At 40.2% G+C, this 16,448-nt stretch carries 21 protein-coding genes; all 21 read right to left on the bottom strand.

The window, feature by feature from the left end; all coding sequences use genetic code 11:
- Window positions 1-17 precede the first annotated feature (17 nt).
- The 21 genes from SALPA_RS22990 to SALPA_RS22890 all read right to left on the bottom strand — a co-directional run bounded on the left by SALPA_RS22990 (window position 18) and on the right by SALPA_RS22890 (window position 16,447).
- Window positions 18-1,175 (bottom strand): 1-deoxy-D-xylulose-5-phosphate reductoisomerase, encoded by a 1,158-nt coding sequence (locus SALPA_RS22990; RefSeq protein WP_145099507.1) that lies wholly within the window; start codon window positions 1,173-1,175, stop codon window positions 18-20.
- 24 nt (window positions 1,176-1,199) lie between these two features.
- Entirely contained in the window at window positions 1,200-2,036 is an 837-nt protein-coding gene (locus SALPA_RS22985) for a phosphatidate cytidylyltransferase (protein ID WP_255451311.1), read from the bottom strand.
- Between the two features lie 7 nt (window positions 2,037-2,043).
- Window positions 2,044-2,820 carry an isoprenyl transferase gene (locus tag SALPA_RS22980; protein WP_145099501.1) on the bottom strand — a complete coding sequence of 259 codons (777 nt, stop codon included), beginning with the start codon at window positions 2,818-2,820 and terminating at the stop codon, window positions 2,044-2,046.
- Window positions 2,821-2,933: 113 nt separating this feature from the next.
- Complete coding sequence (locus tag SALPA_RS22975; RefSeq protein WP_094607576.1) at window positions 2,934-3,107, bottom strand: DUF362 domain-containing protein; 174 nt, start codon at window positions 3,105-3,107, stop codon at window positions 2,934-2,936.
- A 3-nt stretch (window positions 3,108-3,110) separates the two neighbouring features.
- Window positions 3,111-3,314 (bottom strand): hypothetical protein, encoded by a 204-nt coding sequence (locus SALPA_RS22970; RefSeq protein ID WP_145099498.1) that lies wholly within the window; start codon window positions 3,312-3,314, stop codon window positions 3,111-3,113.
- A 1-nt stretch (window position 3,315) separates the two neighbouring features.
- Window positions 3,316-3,876, bottom strand: coding sequence for a ribosome recycling factor (frr, locus tag SALPA_RS22965; protein ID WP_021167614.1), 561 nt, complete (start codon window positions 3,874-3,876; stop codon window positions 3,316-3,318).
- Window positions 3,866-4,600 carry a UMP kinase gene (gene pyrH / locus SALPA_RS22960; protein WP_145099495.1) on the bottom strand — a complete coding sequence of 245 codons (735 nt, stop codon included), beginning with the start codon at window positions 4,598-4,600 and terminating at the stop codon, window positions 3,866-3,868. Before pyrH ends, frr begins: the two co-directional genes overlap by 11 nt.
- Window positions 4,601-4,700: 100 nt before the next feature.
- Window positions 4,701-5,348 carry a translation elongation factor Ts gene (gene tsf, locus SALPA_RS22955; RefSeq protein ID WP_145099492.1) on the bottom strand — a complete coding sequence of 216 codons (648 nt, stop codon included), beginning with the start codon at window positions 5,346-5,348 and terminating at the stop codon, window positions 4,701-4,703.
- A gap of 72 nt (window positions 5,349-5,420) precedes the next feature.
- Window positions 5,421-6,119 (bottom strand): 30S ribosomal protein S2, encoded by a 699-nt coding sequence (gene rpsB, locus SALPA_RS22950; RefSeq protein ID WP_145099489.1) that lies wholly within the window; start codon window positions 6,117-6,119, stop codon window positions 5,421-5,423.
- A 184-nt stretch (window positions 6,120-6,303) separates the two neighbouring features.
- On the bottom strand, window positions 6,304-6,792 hold the full coding sequence (locus SALPA_RS22945; RefSeq protein ID WP_222428099.1) for a hypothetical protein: 489 nt from the start codon (window positions 6,790-6,792) through the stop codon (window positions 6,304-6,306).
- Between the two features lie 109 nt (window positions 6,793-6,901).
- Window positions 6,902-7,300 (bottom strand): hypothetical protein, encoded by a 399-nt coding sequence (locus SALPA_RS22940; protein WP_186451197.1) that lies wholly within the window; start codon window positions 7,298-7,300, stop codon window positions 6,902-6,904.
- A complete protein-coding gene (locus tag SALPA_RS22935; RefSeq protein ID WP_145099480.1) occupies window positions 7,300-8,922 on the bottom strand; it encodes a DUF342 domain-containing protein in 1,623 nt (540 codons plus the stop codon). Before SALPA_RS22935 ends, SALPA_RS22940 begins: the two co-directional genes overlap by 1 nt.
- Before the next feature lie 42 nt (window positions 8,923-8,964).
- The gene (locus SALPA_RS22930) at window positions 8,965-9,726 is read right to left on the bottom strand and encodes a FliA/WhiG family RNA polymerase sigma factor (protein ID WP_145099477.1); all 762 of its coding nucleotides are present in this window, start codon (window positions 9,724-9,726) and stop codon (window positions 8,965-8,967) included.
- A gap of 20 nt (window positions 9,727-9,746) precedes the next feature.
- Complete coding sequence (locus SALPA_RS22925; RefSeq protein WP_145099474.1) at window positions 9,747-10,070, bottom strand: hypothetical protein; 324 nt, start codon at window positions 10,068-10,070, stop codon at window positions 9,747-9,749.
- A 14-nt stretch (window positions 10,071-10,084) separates the two neighbouring features.
- On the bottom strand, window positions 10,085-10,570 hold the full coding sequence (locus tag SALPA_RS22920) for a chemotaxis protein CheD (RefSeq protein ID WP_021167605.1): 486 nt from the start codon (window positions 10,568-10,570) through the stop codon (window positions 10,085-10,087).
- The gene (locus SALPA_RS22915) at window positions 10,570-11,190 is read right to left on the bottom strand and encodes a chemotaxis protein CheC (protein WP_145099471.1); all 621 of its coding nucleotides are present in this window, start codon (window positions 11,188-11,190) and stop codon (window positions 10,570-10,572) included. Before SALPA_RS22915 ends, SALPA_RS22920 begins: the two co-directional genes overlap by 1 nt.
- A 34-nt stretch (window positions 11,191-11,224) precedes the next feature.
- Window positions 11,225-11,689 carry a chemotaxis protein CheW gene (locus SALPA_RS22910; protein ID WP_145099468.1) on the bottom strand — a complete coding sequence of 155 codons (465 nt, stop codon included), beginning with the start codon at window positions 11,687-11,689 and terminating at the stop codon, window positions 11,225-11,227.
- Window positions 11,690-11,707: 18 nt separating this feature from the next.
- Window positions 11,708-13,768 carry a chemotaxis protein CheA gene (locus tag SALPA_RS22905; RefSeq protein ID WP_145099465.1) on the bottom strand — a complete coding sequence of 687 codons (2,061 nt, stop codon included), beginning with the start codon at window positions 13,766-13,768 and terminating at the stop codon, window positions 11,708-11,710.
- 30 nt (window positions 13,769-13,798) lie between these two features.
- The gene (locus tag SALPA_RS22900; RefSeq protein WP_145099462.1) at window positions 13,799-14,848 is read right to left on the bottom strand and encodes a chemotaxis response regulator protein-glutamate methylesterase; all 1,050 of its coding nucleotides are present in this window, start codon (window positions 14,846-14,848) and stop codon (window positions 13,799-13,801) included.
- Window positions 14,849-14,872: 24 nt separating this feature from the next.
- Window positions 14,873-15,508: a flagellar brake protein gene (locus tag SALPA_RS22895; protein WP_255451445.1), complete on the bottom strand. Its 636-nt coding sequence runs from the start codon at window positions 15,506-15,508 to the stop codon at window positions 14,873-14,875.
- 57 nt (window positions 15,509-15,565) lie between these two features.
- Window positions 15,566-16,447 (bottom strand): MinD/ParA family protein, encoded by an 882-nt coding sequence (locus SALPA_RS22890; protein ID WP_145099456.1) that lies wholly within the window; start codon window positions 16,445-16,447, stop codon window positions 15,566-15,568.
- Window position 16,448: the final 1 nt, after the last annotated feature.

The following is a 16,448-nucleotide window of genomic DNA, read 5'->3' as shown; positions in this document are numbered from 1 at the left end:
ACCTTTCAAGTATTGGTTCATTTTTTTAAATCATTTACTGCCAGGAGTGCAAAGCGGCGTGCCCATGCATCAGCAGCATCAATCTGTTCCAAATCAGGAGTTGTAATCAAGGTATGTTTTTCCATAGTATATCGTATTACCTGAATGATATCAAGAAAACCTATTTCACCATTTAAAAAAGCGTTAACCGCTACTTCGTTAGCTGCATTGAAAATACAGGGCATCGTCCCACCTGCTTTCCCTGCACTATAAGCCAGCTTTAATGCCGGAAAATTTACCGTATCAGGTTCCGCGAAAGTCAGTGCCGATAATGTTGCCAAGTCCAGACGAGGGAACTCAGATGGCAAGCGTTCAGGATAAGATAACGCATATTGGATCGGCAGTCGCATGTCCGGCATTCCTAGTTGCGCCATAATACTGCCATCAATAAATTCAATCATTGAATGAATTATGCTCTGAGGATGAACACAAACATCAATATTGTCATAATCAACACCGAATAGCCATTTGGCTTCAATGACCTCTAAGCCTTTATTGGCTAATGTAGCAGAATCGATGGTGATTTTTCGTCCCATAGACCAATTGGGATGTTTTAGACAATCTTCAATCGTCACATTGCGCATTTCTTCTATCGTACGCCCGCGAAATGGTCCGCCAGATGCCGTTAAAATAATCCGCTTTATCTGCTGTTTATTTTCTCCATTCAAGCATTGAAAAACAGCACTATGCTCGCTGTCAACCGGGGAAATGCTAACATTATATTCCTTTGCTAATGACATGACTAATTCCCCGGCAGCTACTAAGGTTTCCTTATTAGCAAGCGCTATATTCTTCTTGGCCTTTATCGCAGCAACCGTTGGCTTCAATCCTGCAAATCCAACTAATGATGTCAAAACAGTATCTGTCTGATAAAAAGTAGCCGCTTCCAGCAGCCCTTCCTCACCAGCCAAAATTTTCGTTTTACCGTGATAGGTATTAACCAGGCGATCAGCTGCCAATTTATCAAATAGTACAGCAATCTTCGGTTTAAAATACTCAATCTGCTCGGCTAATAATTTCTCATTTTGATATGCAGCTAAGGCAGTTATAGTATACCTATCGGCATTAGCTGCAATCACAGTCAAAGCCTGGGTACCAATTGAGCCAGTACTTCCTAAAATAGCAATATGCTTCATCAAGGAGTTCTCCATTCTAAGTTTCTAGATAATAATAAATGCCTTAATATAATAATAAACTACTGGTACAGAAAACATAATGGCATCAAAACGGTCAAGTATCCCACCATGCCCAGGTAAAATATTACCAGAATCTTTTATTCCGGTAAACCTTTTTAATACGGATTCAGCAAGATCGCCAAAAGGAGCGGCAATACCAATTAACAAACCTAAAAAAACCATATGCGCTAGCGGCAATCCGCACAAGTGTCCTACAGTAACTACACCTGCGATACTACCAAGTAAGCCGCCACTAGCTCCCTCAATGGTTTTTCCAGGACTAATAGCCGGACACAACTTGTGCCGGCCGACTAATGACCCGACAAAATATGCCAGCGTATCGCTGGACCAAGTCCCAATAAAAGCTAACCAAAGATAGACGGCACCTGCTGATAGATTGCCAAACGCCGTATACATATAATCATATTGATCTGTAAACCTAAGCAGTAACAAATGAGCAAACGGCAAACTGATATACATTGTACCCAATATAGTAAAAGCGGCCTCAGTAACCCCGAAGGTCTTATACTTAAGTACTGTTTGCGCCATAGTTACTAATACGACTAGCAGCATTACCATAACTAATTCCTGCATGTTGCCAAGCCAAGCACAACCTGATGCTAAAATAATGCCAATAAAACCAATATAGTACTGAATTTGAATATTTTTGGCCTGCATCATGGTAAAAAACTCATGCCAGGCAACCAATGCGAGCGCTACTACCGTTGCCGCAAACAACCAACTACCATAATTAATAATAACTATGGCTATTGGAATTCCAATAACTGCTGTCAAAATACGCATACCAAGCAATATAGGCACCTACCGTTTACTTTGTATTTTTAATCCCACCAAATCTTCGTTCCCGCTGCTGGTAATCGCGTATCGCCTGCAAAAAATCCTCTGATTTAAAGTCCGGCCAATTAGTCTCTGTAAACCAGAACTCAGCATACGCAACTTGCCACAATAAAAAGTTACTAATACGAAAATCCCCACTTGGCCTAATCAATAAATCTGGTGCTGGAATATTCGCTGTATATAAATTTTCTTCAATAATTGCCTCATTGATATCTTCTAATGCCAATTCTTGCTTTAATACTTTTTCAGTAATTATTTTAACAGCACGCGTCAACTCAGCTCGTCCACCATAGTTTACAGCTAGGTTTAGAATTAAACCGGTATTATGAGCAGTCTGCGCCTGAGCTTTTTCGATTTTTTTTCGTAAAGTTAGTGCCAGTTCCTCGATCTTACCGATAAACCTGATTTGCACATTGTTTTTGTCCAATTCATTAATTTCATTATCAAGATACTCAGCAAGTAAACCCATAAGCAAGCTAACTTCATCAGCTGGTCGCCGCCAATTTTCCGTAGAAAAAGCGTAAGCAGTAAGAACTCTTATGCCGATCTCCGAAGCTGTCATTACAATTTCTCGTAGCGTTTCCGCGCCAGCCCGATGACCAAATGCACGGGGAAGACCTTTCTTTTGAGCCCATCTGCCGTTTCCATCCATAATGATGGCCACATGGCATGGAAGTCTAGTCAGATCAATCGAATTATAATCATTTTGTTTATTAGCAGCTTTATCACTAAACCACTTTTTCCACACACTAAGCCCCTCCGCCAAACTGCAGCATAGTTATTACCAAAATTATCTCCAAAATCCAGAAAAGTTAGCCAATAAATATAAATTTAAACCCCCTCTTGCGAGGGGGATTTAAATTACTCTGGAGCTACTATTGCCCCGGTAGGGCAAGCTTCAGCACAAGAACCACACTCAACACACTCTTCAGCATCAATGCTGTAAGTTGGTTCCCCTTCTTTAATAGCTTCAACCGGGCAGGTTGCAGCACAAGAACCACAAGCAACACACTCATCTGTAATTTTGTAAGCCATTTATTAAAACACCTCCTTTCCCATTTTAGCAGCAGCTATTAAATTATAAATACCATCAGCATCTAATTGCTGCTTGATAACATAAAGCTTATCTTCAAGCTGAAATAGTTCGCGTGAAGGCTTAGTAACAGTAATGTTATATTTGCAATTCGCTTGTTCCAATCTGCCGATAACTTTCGACAACGGCTGCGCAACTGTATCCACCATATTACACTTCCATTATGTCTTTTTCTTTTGCAGCCATAACCTGATCTACTTCTTTAATATATTTATCTGTTAATTTTTGAATATCGTCTTGCGCTTTTTTGGCCTCATCTTCAGAAACCGTCTTGTCTTTTTCAACCTTCTTTATTGCCTCATTGGCATCACGCCTGAGATTACGAATAACGACTCTGCATTCTTCCGCTTTTTTATGTATAACTTTAACAATTTCTGAACGGCGTTCTTGCGTAAGTTGCGGAATAGTCAATCGAATGATAGCACCATCATTAGTAGGCATCAGCCCTAAATCCGACTTCTGAATAGCCTTATCAATGGCGTTAAGCATTGTCTTTTCCCATGGTTGAATGACAATCATCCGCGGTTCAGGAACTGAAACATTAGCTACCTGATTAACTGGCGTTGGTGAACCATAATAATCAACCATAACCTTTTCTAGAAGCGAAGGAGTTGCCCTGCCTGCACGCAGACTGCCATACTCTTTCCGTAGGACTTCCAAAGCCTTCTTCATTTTGTCCTCATGGGCAGAATGAATTTCCTTAGTTGCCATTTTTTTCTCCTCCAACGATAGTTCCGATATCTTTGCCTAGCGCCGCTTGCAAAATATTGCCTGGCTCGTCAATACTAAATACTACAATTGGAATTTTATTATCCATACACAGCGAAGTAGCTGTAGAATCCATGACTCCTAACCCGCGCTGTAAAACTTCAATATATTCAAGTTCTTTAAACTTCTTAGCATCAGGATTGTGGCGTGGATCAGAATCATATACACCATCAGTGTTCTTTTTTGCCATCAAAATTGCATCTGCTTCAATTTCGGCAGCCCTTAGTGCAGCTGTCGTATCTGTCGAGAAATAAGGATTCCCCGTACCTGCGGCAAAAATAACTACGCGTCCTTTTTCCATATGTCGTATAGCCCGGCGACGGATATATGGCTCAGCAACTTGTTGCATAGTAATAGCAGTCTGCACTCTTGAATCAACACCACAATGTTCAAGCGCATCTTGGAGTGCAAGTGAATTCATAACAGTTGCCAGCATTCCCATATAATCAGCAGTGGCACGATCCATGCCTTTCGCGCTGCCGGCAAGGCCACGCCAGATATTCCCGCCACCAACAACAATGGCTACATCCAAATTATTTGCTTTAACCTCTTTTATTTCTTTGGCAATAGAATCAACAACAACAGGATCTATACCAAAGCCCTTATTGCCAGCTAAGGCTTCACCACTTAATTTTAAGACAACGCGTTTATATTTACCAGCGACCAAAAGGGAAACCTCCTTTAAGATATATATTTCTACATTTTGCGAATAAATCCTTTATTTCACAAAATATTTTTTTGAAAAAAGAGAACACTATGTGTTCTCTTTATTTATTAACAGCCGCCATTACTTCAGCTGCAAAATCATTAGACTTTTTCTCAATACCTTCACCTAATTGATATCTGGTGAAACGTCGGACTGAAATATTTTCACCAATTTTTGATACTCGTTCAGTAATTAATTGAGTTATTGTTTTATCAGGATCTTTGATAAAAGCTTGCTCCAATAAACAATTTTCCTGATAGAATTTTTTCAAACGACCCTCAATCATTTTTTCAACAATATTAGCGGGCTTCCCTTCGTTAAGAGCCTGCGCCCGCAGGATTTCTCTTTCGTGATTCAGTATTTCTTCAGGCACTTCTTCACGAGTAACATAACCAGGGTTAGCGGCAGCAATCTGCATGGCTATATCTCGCACTAGTGATTTAAAATCATCAGTTTTAGCAACAAAATCAGTTTCGCAGTTTACCTCAACAAGAACACCAATACGTCCTGCCCCATGTATGTAAGATTCAACAAGTCCTTCAGAAGCTATACGGCTAGCTTTTTTTGCTGCTGCAGCCAAACCTTTTTCCCGCAATGAGTCAACAGCCTTTTCCATATCACCGTTAGTCTCAGTTAAAGCCTTTTTACAATCCATCATGCCGGCACCAGTACGTTCCCGTAGTTCTTTAACCATTCCTGCAGTTATCATTTAAAATCCTCCTAACTATTAGTAAAGGTAAGAGGGCCGAAAGCCCCTTACCTTTAATGTGCACATAATAGTTTACTCTGCCATCTGTTCGCCTTGGCGACCTTCCAGTACAGCGTCAGCAACCTTTGCGGTAAGCAGCTTAACAGCGCGAATAGCATCATCATTACCAGGAATAACATAATCGATTTCATCAGGATCGCAGTTGGTATCAACAATCCCAACAATAGGAATACCTAAGTTACGAGCTTCTGCCACAGCAATGCGTTCTTTGCGCGGGTCAATAATGAAAAGGGCGCCTGGCAGCTTGTGCATATTTTTAATACCACCAAGAAATTTTTGTAATCGTTCCATTTCGTGGCGTAAAGTAAGGACCTCTTTTTTAGGCAATACTTCAAACATACCTTTGACTTCCATATCTTCAAGCTCACGCAATCTGTTAATGCGTTTTTGAATTGTTTGGAAGTTTGTCAACATACCACCCAGCCATCTTTCATTGACATAGAACATTTCACATCTGATAGCTTCTTCTTTTACAGCTTCCTGCGCCTGCTTTTTAGTACCTACAAACAGCATGGTTTGTCCTTGAGCGGCTAAGTCACGTACAAAATTATACGCTTCTTCCACCTTTTTTACTGTTTTTTGTAGGTCAATAATGTAAATACCATTACGCTCCGTAAATATGTACGGAGCCATTTTGGGGTTCCATCTTCTGGTCTGGTGACCAAAATGTACACCAGCCTCCAAAAGCTGTTTCATAGATATAACTGACATAAATACACCTCCTGTTAAATTACCGCCGCAACCCGCATCTTTTGCCTTCACCAGTTTTGGCACAGTAGCAAAATTGGATTGCGTGTGTGATACACCGAAAAGTAGTATAGCATAACTTTCCGCTGATAACAAGTCAAATTCTCTCATAATTTCTTGCTTTTCGCTTTTTATTATACCAACTGCCTTACTTTTTATTCAATTGCAGGAGCAGCATAATTTCGCCCTTGCCCATACCTGTAGCTTTAGCAATTTCTGTCACAGTGTAATTCTGGTCTGCCATAGCAATAATGTGACGATATTTTTCAACATTTATTACTTCTTTGATAGTATGTTTATTCTCTTCAGCCTCAATTGCCGGTTCAGCAATAGGCTGAACTGGCTCAGGCAAAACATCATCTGCAACCGCTGGCACTGATGCATTACCAATCACAGCAACACCTAGTCCCGGATCCTGTTGCTTAGCTATATTCCGTTTTTCCTCGAGCGCTGATAACTGCTCAATAATCTTATTGGCATACTCAACCTGCTGGCTCAGCAGGCCAATTTTCGTCTCCGCTTCTTCAAGTAATAGCTCAAGTTGAGCAGCTTCCTCTTCAAGGCGTCTAATAATAGAATCAGCTGTTTGTTCTAGTTGCTCTGTAAATTCATTAGCTGGAGCAGACATCTTTAACATAAACATTTTAACAATCATATCTTTTTTATATAGTAATAAAAAAAGAAAAAGAACGATTGCAAGTAAAACAATACTAACGCTAGCCTGCAAGAATATCACCTCTGTAATACTACGTTTTAATATCGATAATATGTCCTAGTACCGGATCTGGAGGCATTATTCCTTGCTCTGAATTTTCTGATTCTAACGATTCTTGGGGAACTGCATTGTGATTTTGGTTAAAGTCACTAGCACCACGTTTACTATTACTATTTTCTTTTTTATTATCGCGTTCAACCTTGCCACCTTGTCCCTTTTCTACACTCTGAACCTGCTGCTGACGTACCTGGGCCGCCTTTTCCATCTGTTCAGCAAATTGCTGTTGCTGAAGTGTACCTTGGTGGGCAAGATTATTTTGTTGTGCCCCGACTTCTGTCGCTTTTGGAATAATCACCTGCATATCAATTGCCCTGATACTCATTACATCACCATCCAACCATAAAGTAAAAGCTGATTGGTAGTTAATCACTATTTATAAGAGCCTGTTTTTATTTCGCCGTCTTCAGCATAAAAATTCGCAAACTTAGTAGCATCCCGTACTGGTTTCACTAATGTTCCGATAACTAGCTTGACCCCAGGGTGAACTGTATCTGCTACTTTAATATGACCATAGCGCATTTCTTCCAGAGCGATTTCTATTTCTGACAGTCTATTACGCATGGTCTCAGTCTGACCAATTAAATGAAACTGAGCTTTCGTCAATTTAAGCAACATTTCATGTTTGTCTGGCGCCATCGTACTCTGGTTCATCGCTCGTAATATATGTAAAGCTTTTTGCGCTTGCTCTAAATCAAATTCAAGCTTTTTAATTTCTTTGCGTAACGTTTGGTATTCTTCACGTAACGCCGGATTTACCCCGACCTCAATATCAGTATTAGTAGCAGAATAAGTACCAATAGTCTTAGCCTTAATTTCTTCACCTGCGGATATTTGTCCACCAACAATAAGGCCACGCCGTTCGTCAACAATTACTCTTTTGCCGGCACTCACTTTACTATGTAAAACAACATCACTGACAATGACGTCTTTTCCTGCTAATACAGTTGCATTTTCAATATACTTTGCAACAACATTCTCACTTGCTTTGATATATCCTTTGTTCATTCCCTGAATACCCATACGAACAGCAACATTCTTGCCCTCAACAATGCCACCACTGACATTACCGGCAATCTCTACATTGCCTTCAGCCTTTACTGTAAAACCAGTTTGTACTGAGCCTTTAACTATTACGCTACCGACAAATTCAATGTTGCCTGTTGATAAATCAACATCGCCTTTCACTTCAATAAGGGGAATAACCGTTATTTTCTTATTAGTAATAACAATTTGGCCTGCTTGAGCAGCATACACTTTCAATCCCTCAACAGCATAAACATTTTTACCTGTCGGCAATAGTAAATCTTTACCAGGTTTAGCTGCAACTTCATTTCCCAAGACATCAATTCCCGCCGTCCCTTGTGTTGCAGGCACTTTTTCAGCTAACAACTCATCTTTCTGAACAACGGTAAACATATTAAGGCTTTTAAAATCGACCCTGCCATCATCTAATTCTACAGGTCGCCCTTTGTTTTCTAAATCAACAAAATATGTGATACCGGCATTAACTCCATTAACAGGTGGTAATCCCTTTGCACAGACGACCATGCTTCCCGGTCTGGTGCGTGCTGCTTCAATTGCCGCGCTGTCAATTCCATAAACTATACCAGTCTGTTTAACCTTATCCATAATCTCATCAATAGTAACCGGTCGACAGCCTTTCGGCATATCTACCTGTAAAGTGGCCTCCATTCTATCACGAGAGACCAAAACCTGAATAACCGGTTCTGTTTCAACTAGTTTCTCTGCCACTTTAATGGGAGTACCTAATGCCTCTTTTACTACACGAACAAGCAAAGCATTCTCTACTTTATCAATGCCGCGTTCTCTCAAAAGCTCAGTAATTTGAGATACTTTTACAGGCTGTCCCTCACCTTGCGGAGAATATACAGCTAGATAAATACCATCTTCATCTGTTGTAATAGTAAAATATCCATCAAGTGAACTTACATAATCATCTGCCTGTTCTAATAAGCGTGTATCATCACTCATACCCAATCTCCCATCACTAGCACTAACGACTAGGTTTGATTATTAAATAAAGCTTGATTTTAGCCTTGACAGAGCACCTCGTAACCGGAAAATAGCTTTAGTATGAAGTTGAGATATACGAGCTTCCGACAGTTTTAATATCAAACTGATCTCTTTTAATGTCAGTCCTTCGTAATAGTAAAGACTAACCACCAAACGCTCTTTTTCTGGCAACTTATCAATACTTTTGGCTAACATATCTTTTACTTCTTGCTCTTCAATATGTTGTGCAGGGTTCGGCGTATGCTGCGAAGCTGTCTCTGTTCTGGCAAATTCTTCAAGTGGAATAAGTGTGCTGGCATTTAGATGATTAATAAGCTTATACAGTTCACTGAGTGGGATTTTCATTGCCATCGCAATTTCTTCATCTTTTACTGAGCGTCCCAGCGCATGTTCTAACTTGGCGACTGTTTGTTCATATTGTCGTGCTTTTTGTCTAATGGTAGCCGGAACCCAATCTTGAGCTCTAAGGGAGTCAAGAATAGCTCCCCTGATCCTTACAACTGCATAGGTCTCGAACTTAACTCCTCTATCAGCATCAAAGCGTTCAATTGATTCCATAAGACCAAAAAATCCATTACTAATTAAATCATCTTTATCTACATGCTGAGGAAGACTAACTGCAACACGGCCTGCCACTAGTTTAACTAAAGGCAAGTAGTTCTCAATAATTTTCTCCCGAATCTCCGGGCTCCTGTTATTACTATACTCCCGCCAACGTTTGAGAGTGTTAGCAGCCTTCTCTTCAGCATTATTATCTGCCATTGGCGCTTACCCCTCCATCGTTACTTTTGCGTTAGTGTTATATTCTCAAAATTATTAGGGTTAAGAGGTTCAAATTCTGCAATCGGTACCTCATCCCCCTGTTGGTCATCGCTACCTGCAATAGTAACATCCACGCCCTTAGGTTCTAATTCATCCAGGGTTTCTTGAAAATAGCGCTCAGCAAATTGACCACAAACATATCCAATAATTGCAAAAAGAACTAACGATACTAATGTTCGGTATAACATAGCAGTTAGTGTAATATTATTATGCGCACCTACCAATAATGTTAAGCCACTGGCAATAAGTGCCACATATAAGCTAATCCGCAACTTTAGTGTCATAGTCCTTCCTCCAATTATAATTCTTTTTCACCTTTATCAATGGTTTTGACGCGAAAAATACCAGTGTCCAATTTCAACTCCACTGTACGTCCATAATTACCACCGGTATCTTCAGCTATTAATCGTATCTCCAGCTTCTTTAACACTAAACGCACAGCTTCTGCATTACGCTCACCTACCCGCATAATATCAGTAGCATTAGTAAATGTAAACATTTGTGCTCCGCCAGCAATCTTCGCCGTAATACGTGACTTGCTTGCACCTAATTTTATTATATCATTAAGCATAGCCGGTAAAGCCGTATCCGCAAATTTTGCTATATTCTCTGCTGAGCGGGCTTGCGTACTGTCAGGTAACATTATATGGGCTAATCCACCTACCTTAGCAACCAAATCAAAAAGCGCGATACCAACACAGGATCCTAGTCCATAACTAATTAAGCTAGCTGGATTACGCCCAACCTTGTAATCAGCCATGCCGACTTTTATTAGTTCAGCCATTATTCTGTCACCCCGATTGCCGCCAAAATTGTACTCAGAGAACCGGGATCAGGAATAAGGAAAAAGTGACCCTTAACGCCATCATTATCAGTAGTAAATTCAGTTTCGATTACCAATGCATGATCGCCCATTTGACCTAGCTGACTCAAGATAACGCTTAATATAGCACCAGCCATATCAACGGCCAAAGCCGGAATAGATGGTAATAATGTCAGTTTAGTAAAGTGAGAAAGTGCATTCAAATAGGCACCCGCCAAAATATTGCCAATCTCCATCAGCGCTGATTCATCCATAGAATTAAGGAGTTGAGTTTCACCTTGGCTGCGCCCCATCAGCATATCAACCAAGTAAAAAGCACTGTCACGAGGAAGCAAAAATAAGATACTCCCAGGTGCCAAGCCAAAAACTCTGAGGTAAACCCCCGCAACCATAGCATCTGGGCCTCCTACCACCTCTGGTACTTCGCCAAGAGGGAGAATAGCCACTTCTGGTACTGTCATATCAATTTTGTTATTAATGATTTGAGATAGCGCAGTTGCCGCATTGCCAGCGCCAACATTACCTATTTCCCTCAACGCATCTAACTGCAATGATGATAGTTTTAATATATCCTCAGACAAGTTTTGCCACCCCTTTGATATCTACACCTAACTATTAACTAGCTTTAACTTCTTGACCCACACCAATAATTGCATCCGTATTAAGCAATATTAAAAGTCGATTATCTAATTTACCTACACCACTTAAATAATCTCCAGCAATACCACCCACTACCGCTTGCGGTGGTTCAATACTATTTTGATCAATTGTTGTTACTTCAGACACAGCATCGACAATCATGCCAACAACTATATCTTCAACTTTTATAATAATAATTCGCGTATCTTCCGTATACTCTTCGGGAGGTAAATTAAGTCTTTTCTTCAAATCAATAACAGGCAAAATACTACCGCGTAAATTCATTACCCCTTTAATATAATCAGGTGAATGAGGAACCCGGGTAATCTCCGTTATTCGCTTGATCTCTTGAACTTGCAGAATACTGACACCATACTCCTCGCGCCCTAATTTAAATACTACTAACTGAATATCATTACCAGAATATGTTAGTTCAGCCACTCTTCTTCCCTCCCCTTTTTACTGTTTTAGCGCCCCAACATCTAAGATAAGTGCTACTTGGCCATTACCTAGAATAGTAGCACCGGCAATAACCTTAATTCCAGCTAATAATTTTCCCATAGATTTAATTACTATTTCTTGCTGCCCAATAAGCGTATCTACAATGATCCCGGCACGCTCTTCCCCAATATGAACGATTACTACAAATAATTCTTCCTGACTATGCTGGCAAGTATTAGCAACATTAAGCACATTTGCCAAACGAACTATGGGAATGATTTGGCCCCTAAGTAAGATAACCTCTTGATTTTGAATCGTTTTTATATCCTGGGGTGTAATATTAATGGTGCTATCAATGGAGCCAAGCGGAATAGCATAAATTTCTTCACATACTTTCACTAATAATGCCTGAATAATAGCCAATGTTAGTGGCAGTCGAATCTTGAACTTACTACCCATATTAATTTTGGTCTCAACATCTACCATGCCGCCTAATGATTCAATTTTAGTCTTAACAGCATCCATACCTACGCCACGTCCTGAAACATCGGTTACTGTTTCAGCAGTCGAAAAACCGGGCAAAAACACAAGCCGAACAGCTTCAGCTGCTTCAAGCTTATCAGCTTCAGCTTGCGTAATCATCCCCCGCTCCACAGCCTTTTGTTTTATAACATCGGCATTAATGCCTTTCCCATCATCTTCAACCATAATAATAACATTATTACCTTCATGACGGGCAATCAAGCGAACTTCGCCAACAGGATTCTTGCCTTTGGCTTGCCGTTCAGCCGGATGTTCAACACCATGATCAATAGAGTTTCTCAAAAGATGAACTAAAGGATCGCCAATTTCATCAATTACAGTACGGTCAAGTTCTGTTTCCTCCCCCTGAATAATGAGGTTAATTTCTTTATTTAATTCGCGTGACAAATCTCTAACCATTCGTGGAAAACGATTAAACACCTGGCCAACAGGAACCATCCGAACTTTCATGACTACTGACTGTAAATCTGTCGTTACCCTATCCATTTGTTCAATTGTTTCGACAAGATCAGTAAGTTTGTGTGTTAATCCAATTTGCTCCAGCCGGGTCTTGTTAATAACTAATTCCCCAACAAGGTTAAGCAAACTATCCAATTTATCAATATCAACTCTTACTGATTGACCACTTTTAAGCTTTTTATCATTATGTTGTTCATTAGCGGCCGGTTTTTCCGGTTTGTCACCAGAGACCTTTTTATCCCGTTTGCTGACAGTTGGGTTATCTGCTTGAGCCTCTGGGATTGGGGCTGATTTTTCGGTATTTTCCGGAATTATCACTGGAATAACATCTACTTTTTCAACCTCTGAAATATTGAGAACAGCTGTTTCAATATTCTCCGCATTAATACTTGTCAAAACACTAACTTGGAAAGAATTGTCAAAGTTTTCTTTTTCCAATTCTTCAACAGTTGGAACACTCTTAATAACCTCACCAAGTTCTTCTAATGCGCTCATTACCATATATGCCCTGGCAGATTTAAGGAGACATCCTGCCCGCAAATTAATATGAACTTCATAACACTCAATGCCTTGCTTTCTTGCAGCTTTAACAACATTGAGCTCCGTTTCATCAAGATTGACAGCTTGAACTGAAATAGATTCCGTTTCTGGCGTCACTGCAACCTGCACAGAGTGTTGCTCAGATACTGAACACGGCTCACCTTTAGCAATTGCAGTGAGTTTGGAAATGAGCGGTTTAATCTCAATAGGCGTATCAGAATTCGAGGATACGTTCTCGACTAGCTGCTCCAAGGTATCAACACATTTAAATAAAATATCAGTAATATCATCATTTGCCTGCAGTGTCCCTTTACGAAGCAAATCAAGAACATTTTCCATCTCATGTGTAAGCTCCGCAATAGTAGTAAACCCCATGGTAGCAGACATACCTTTAATGGTATGAGCACTTCTAAATATTTCATCAAGTACATTTAGATTGCCAGGATCATTTTCAAGATCAAGCAAACAACTATTTAAGGCTTGAAGGTGCTCACGAGATTCTTCTAAAAACATTCCCATATACTGATTAATATCCATTCATCTACACCCCCGTATCACGATTTATGTTTATTGTTTAGCTAAAGCTCTAAGTATTTCAGCGGTTATACCAGTAATGGGCGCTACCCTATCAACTACACCTGCTTCAATAGCTGATTTAGGCATTCCAAATACAACTGCCGTTGATTGATCTTCCGCAATTGTCTGGCCATTTTGACGTTTAATCGCTTGAATACCTTTTGTACCATCATGGCCCATACCGGTTAAAATAACCCCTATTGCCTTACTGCCAAAAATACGGGCTACTGATTCTAGTAAAGGATCTACTGCTGGTCTATGTCCACCAATGGGAGGGTTTTGGCTAAGCTTAACAACTACCTTACCACCTTCTTTTTCAAGCAGCATATGATAATCTCCTGGTGCAATCAACACAAGTCCTGGGCACACAACATCATTATGTTCAGCTTCCTTCACTGTTACAGCAGATAATGAGTTCAGCCGTTCTGCTAATGATTTAGTAAATCCTGGCGGCATATGCTGGACTATAACAATTCCACAGGGAATATTGCCGGGAATTTTAGTTATAACCTCTTGCAAAGCCCGTGGTCCACCGGTCGAAGTACCAATAGCAATAATTCGTTCTTCGGTTAGTACACCAGGTGATGAATACACTTGTTTCGTTGTCGGCATACGGTTGGTAGTTTGCGTATTTGTAAGCTGCGAGACATTAGCTCTAACAGCAGCCCGGCATTTAGCAAGTATTTCATCTCGTACATCCGCTATATTAGAGATAGGCCCTGCCGTTTTAGCAACAAAATCAACAGCACCTAATTCAAGTGCCCGCAAAGTAGCAATAGCGCCTGCCTTCGTCAAGCTACTTATCATAACTACCGGTGTAGGGCATTCTGACATAATTATTTCTAAGGCCTTAAGACCATCCACAATCGGCATCTCAACATCAAGAGTAATTAAGTCAGGCTTCAGGCGTTTTGCTTTATCAATTGCATCTTTACCATTGCGTGCAGTCTCAATAACAGTAAAATCAGCTTCATTAGAAAATAAATCACCTAAAAGCTTACGCATGAACACAGAATCATCAACAACCAGCACTTTTATCATAAAATCACCACCAATACCTTTTAGTTACTCCAACTCTTTGCGGCGCTGTTCAAGCTGCTTTTTAAAAATAAACTTAATAATATTACTACGGTCTTTTTCGGCAATTTCAAGAAATCGTATCCCCACCCAGAATACCGCAAGCTCATGCTGTGGCTGAAACACCCTAACCACTTCACTTTCTAAAGTAAGAGCACCAATCTGTGGATAATGAATTGTAACCATCAATTTAGTTCCAACAGGCCATTTGTGACCGGTAACAATTTGCACACCACCACCACTAATATCTTTTGTTGAAGCGTTGATTATTGTATCATCAAGCATTTCATCAGCATCAATCGCTCTAATTTGAACAAGTATATTCAAATCAATCCTGACAAAAGCCCTTTGCTGAATTTTTTTTATATTATAAGGCAAGACAATCGTCCATACAGGCAACGGATTAATCTGTCTGCTGAGCAGAGAGCTGGTAAATTCAAAAGCCATGTGGTTAATCACTGTCCGTCCGAAGAATATATCACCTTGTTGCAGCATGACCGGAACGCCCTTACTCATTGGCATAGCTATCACCATATTCTCAGCAGTTATATCTTCAATCCGGCTGCGATATTGCTCTGCAAGACCACTTCGATCAGGAACAATTACTTTAATACGTTGATTAATTTTAAAAATATCTTTTGACTCAATACTAATAACGACACCCCCCCCATTTGAGGACTACTACATATATTCTAAAAACTTATAAAAAAATCCTTTCATTCCACGGGGCCTTTGCTGTACATTTTTACCATGAAGTATTTGTTGTGCAATATCTTCAATACAACGGGATGATATCGCTTCTGGAAACGATATCAAAAGTGGTATTTGGCTTTTAACAGCCTTTACCATATTACGGTCTTCATAAACATATCCAAGATGATCAATGGCTACATTGAGAAATCGCTGAGAGACTCGCATCAATTTATCAACAACCATTTGGCCTTCATCACGGTCTACAATACGGTTAATCACCAGCTTAAGTGGTGCCGTCCCCTTTTGCCCAGCATAGGCCTTCACCATAGCATAGGCATCAGTAATTGCTGTGGGCTCTGGTGTCGTAATAATAATAACTTCATCAGCGGCCACAACAAAATTTAAAACATTGCGACTGATTCCAGCTCCTGTATCAATTAAAATAAAGTCAGCCCAATTATCAAATAAAGATATTTGGCCTATTATATGGTTTAAATGGGCATCGCTTAAATTTGCCAGATGATAAATTCCAGAACCGCCGGCCATAAACTTAATGCCGCGCGGACCTTCTGTGGCAATATCAGCAATCTTCAAACCGTCTTCCAATAAATTAAGAATAGTATAAGTGGCTGAACACCCCAATACCACTTCAACATTAGCCATCCCTAAGTCAGCATCAATTACCAATACCTTTTTGTTAAGTGCGGCTAAAGCAAGCGCGAGGTTCACGGTAAAATTAGTTTTTCCTACACCGCCTTTACCACTGGTAACTGTGATTACCCGGCTTTTAGCACTTTGCTTAATAATCGGACTTGTCGGAATTGAAGAATGTAGTGTCATTTGACGCAATTTTTCAGCTTGATCACTCATT

The organism is Sporomusa sp. KB1 (assembly GCF_007830295.1).
GTDB lineage: Bacteria > Bacillota > Negativicutes > Sporomusales > Sporomusaceae > Sporomusa.
Note: the sequence above shows the minus strand (reverse complement) of the source record. Positions and strands in the feature narration are given on the sequence as shown.

What these genes read in the sequence shown, in the direction of transcription:
- SALPA_RS22935 (WP_145099480.1), bottom strand. Translation starts at nt 8,922, where the DNA reads ATGAGTGATGATACACGCTTATTAGAACAGGCAGATGATTATGTAAGT.
- SALPA_RS22900 (WP_145099462.1), bottom strand. Translation starts at nt 14,848, where the DNA reads ATGATAAAAGTGCTGGTTGTTGATGATTCTGTGTTCATGCGTAAGCTT.
- SALPA_RS22890 (WP_145099456.1), bottom strand. Translation starts at nt 16,447, where the DNA reads ATGAGTGATCAAGCTGAAAAATTGCGTCAAATGACACTACATTCTTCA.
- SALPA_RS22945 (WP_222428099.1), bottom strand. Translation starts at nt 6,792, where the DNA reads ATGTTAAAGATGTCTGCTCCAGCTAATGAATTTACAGAGCAACTAGAA.
- SALPA_RS22970 (WP_145099498.1), bottom strand. Translation starts at nt 3,314, where the DNA reads ATGGTGGATACAGTTGCGCAGCCGTTGTCGAAAGTTATCGGCAGATTG.
- SALPA_RS22925 (WP_145099474.1), bottom strand. Translation starts at nt 10,070, where the DNA reads ATGACACTAAAGTTGCGGATTAGCTTATATGTGGCACTTATTGCCAGT.
- SALPA_RS22990 (WP_145099507.1), bottom strand. Translation starts at nt 1,175, where the DNA reads ATGAAGCATATTGCTATTTTAGGAAGTACTGGCTCAATTGGTACCCAG.
- frr (WP_021167614.1), bottom strand. Translation starts at nt 3,876, where the DNA reads ATGGCAACTAAGGAAATTCATTCTGCCCATGAGGACAAAATGAAGAAG.
- SALPA_RS22905 (WP_145099465.1), bottom strand. Translation starts at nt 13,768, where the DNA reads ATGGATATTAATCAGTATATGGGAATGTTTTTAGAAGAATCTCGTGAG.
- SALPA_RS22930 (WP_145099477.1), bottom strand. Translation starts at nt 9,726, where the DNA reads ATGGCAGATAATAATGCTGAAGAGAAGGCTGCTAACACTCTCAAACGT.
- SALPA_RS22920 (WP_021167605.1), bottom strand. Translation starts at nt 10,570, where the DNA reads ATGGCTGAACTAATAAAAGTCGGCATGGCTGATTACAAGGTTGGGCGT.
- tsf (WP_145099492.1), bottom strand. Translation starts at nt 5,348, where the DNA reads ATGATAACTGCAGGAATGGTTAAAGAACTACGGGAACGTACTGGTGCC.
- rpsB (WP_145099489.1), bottom strand. Translation starts at nt 6,119, where the DNA reads ATGTCAGTTATATCTATGAAACAGCTTTTGGAGGCTGGTGTACATTTT.
- SALPA_RS22975 (WP_094607576.1), bottom strand. Translation starts at nt 3,107, where the DNA reads ATGGCTTACAAAATTACAGATGAGTGTGTTGCTTGTGGTTCTTGTGCT.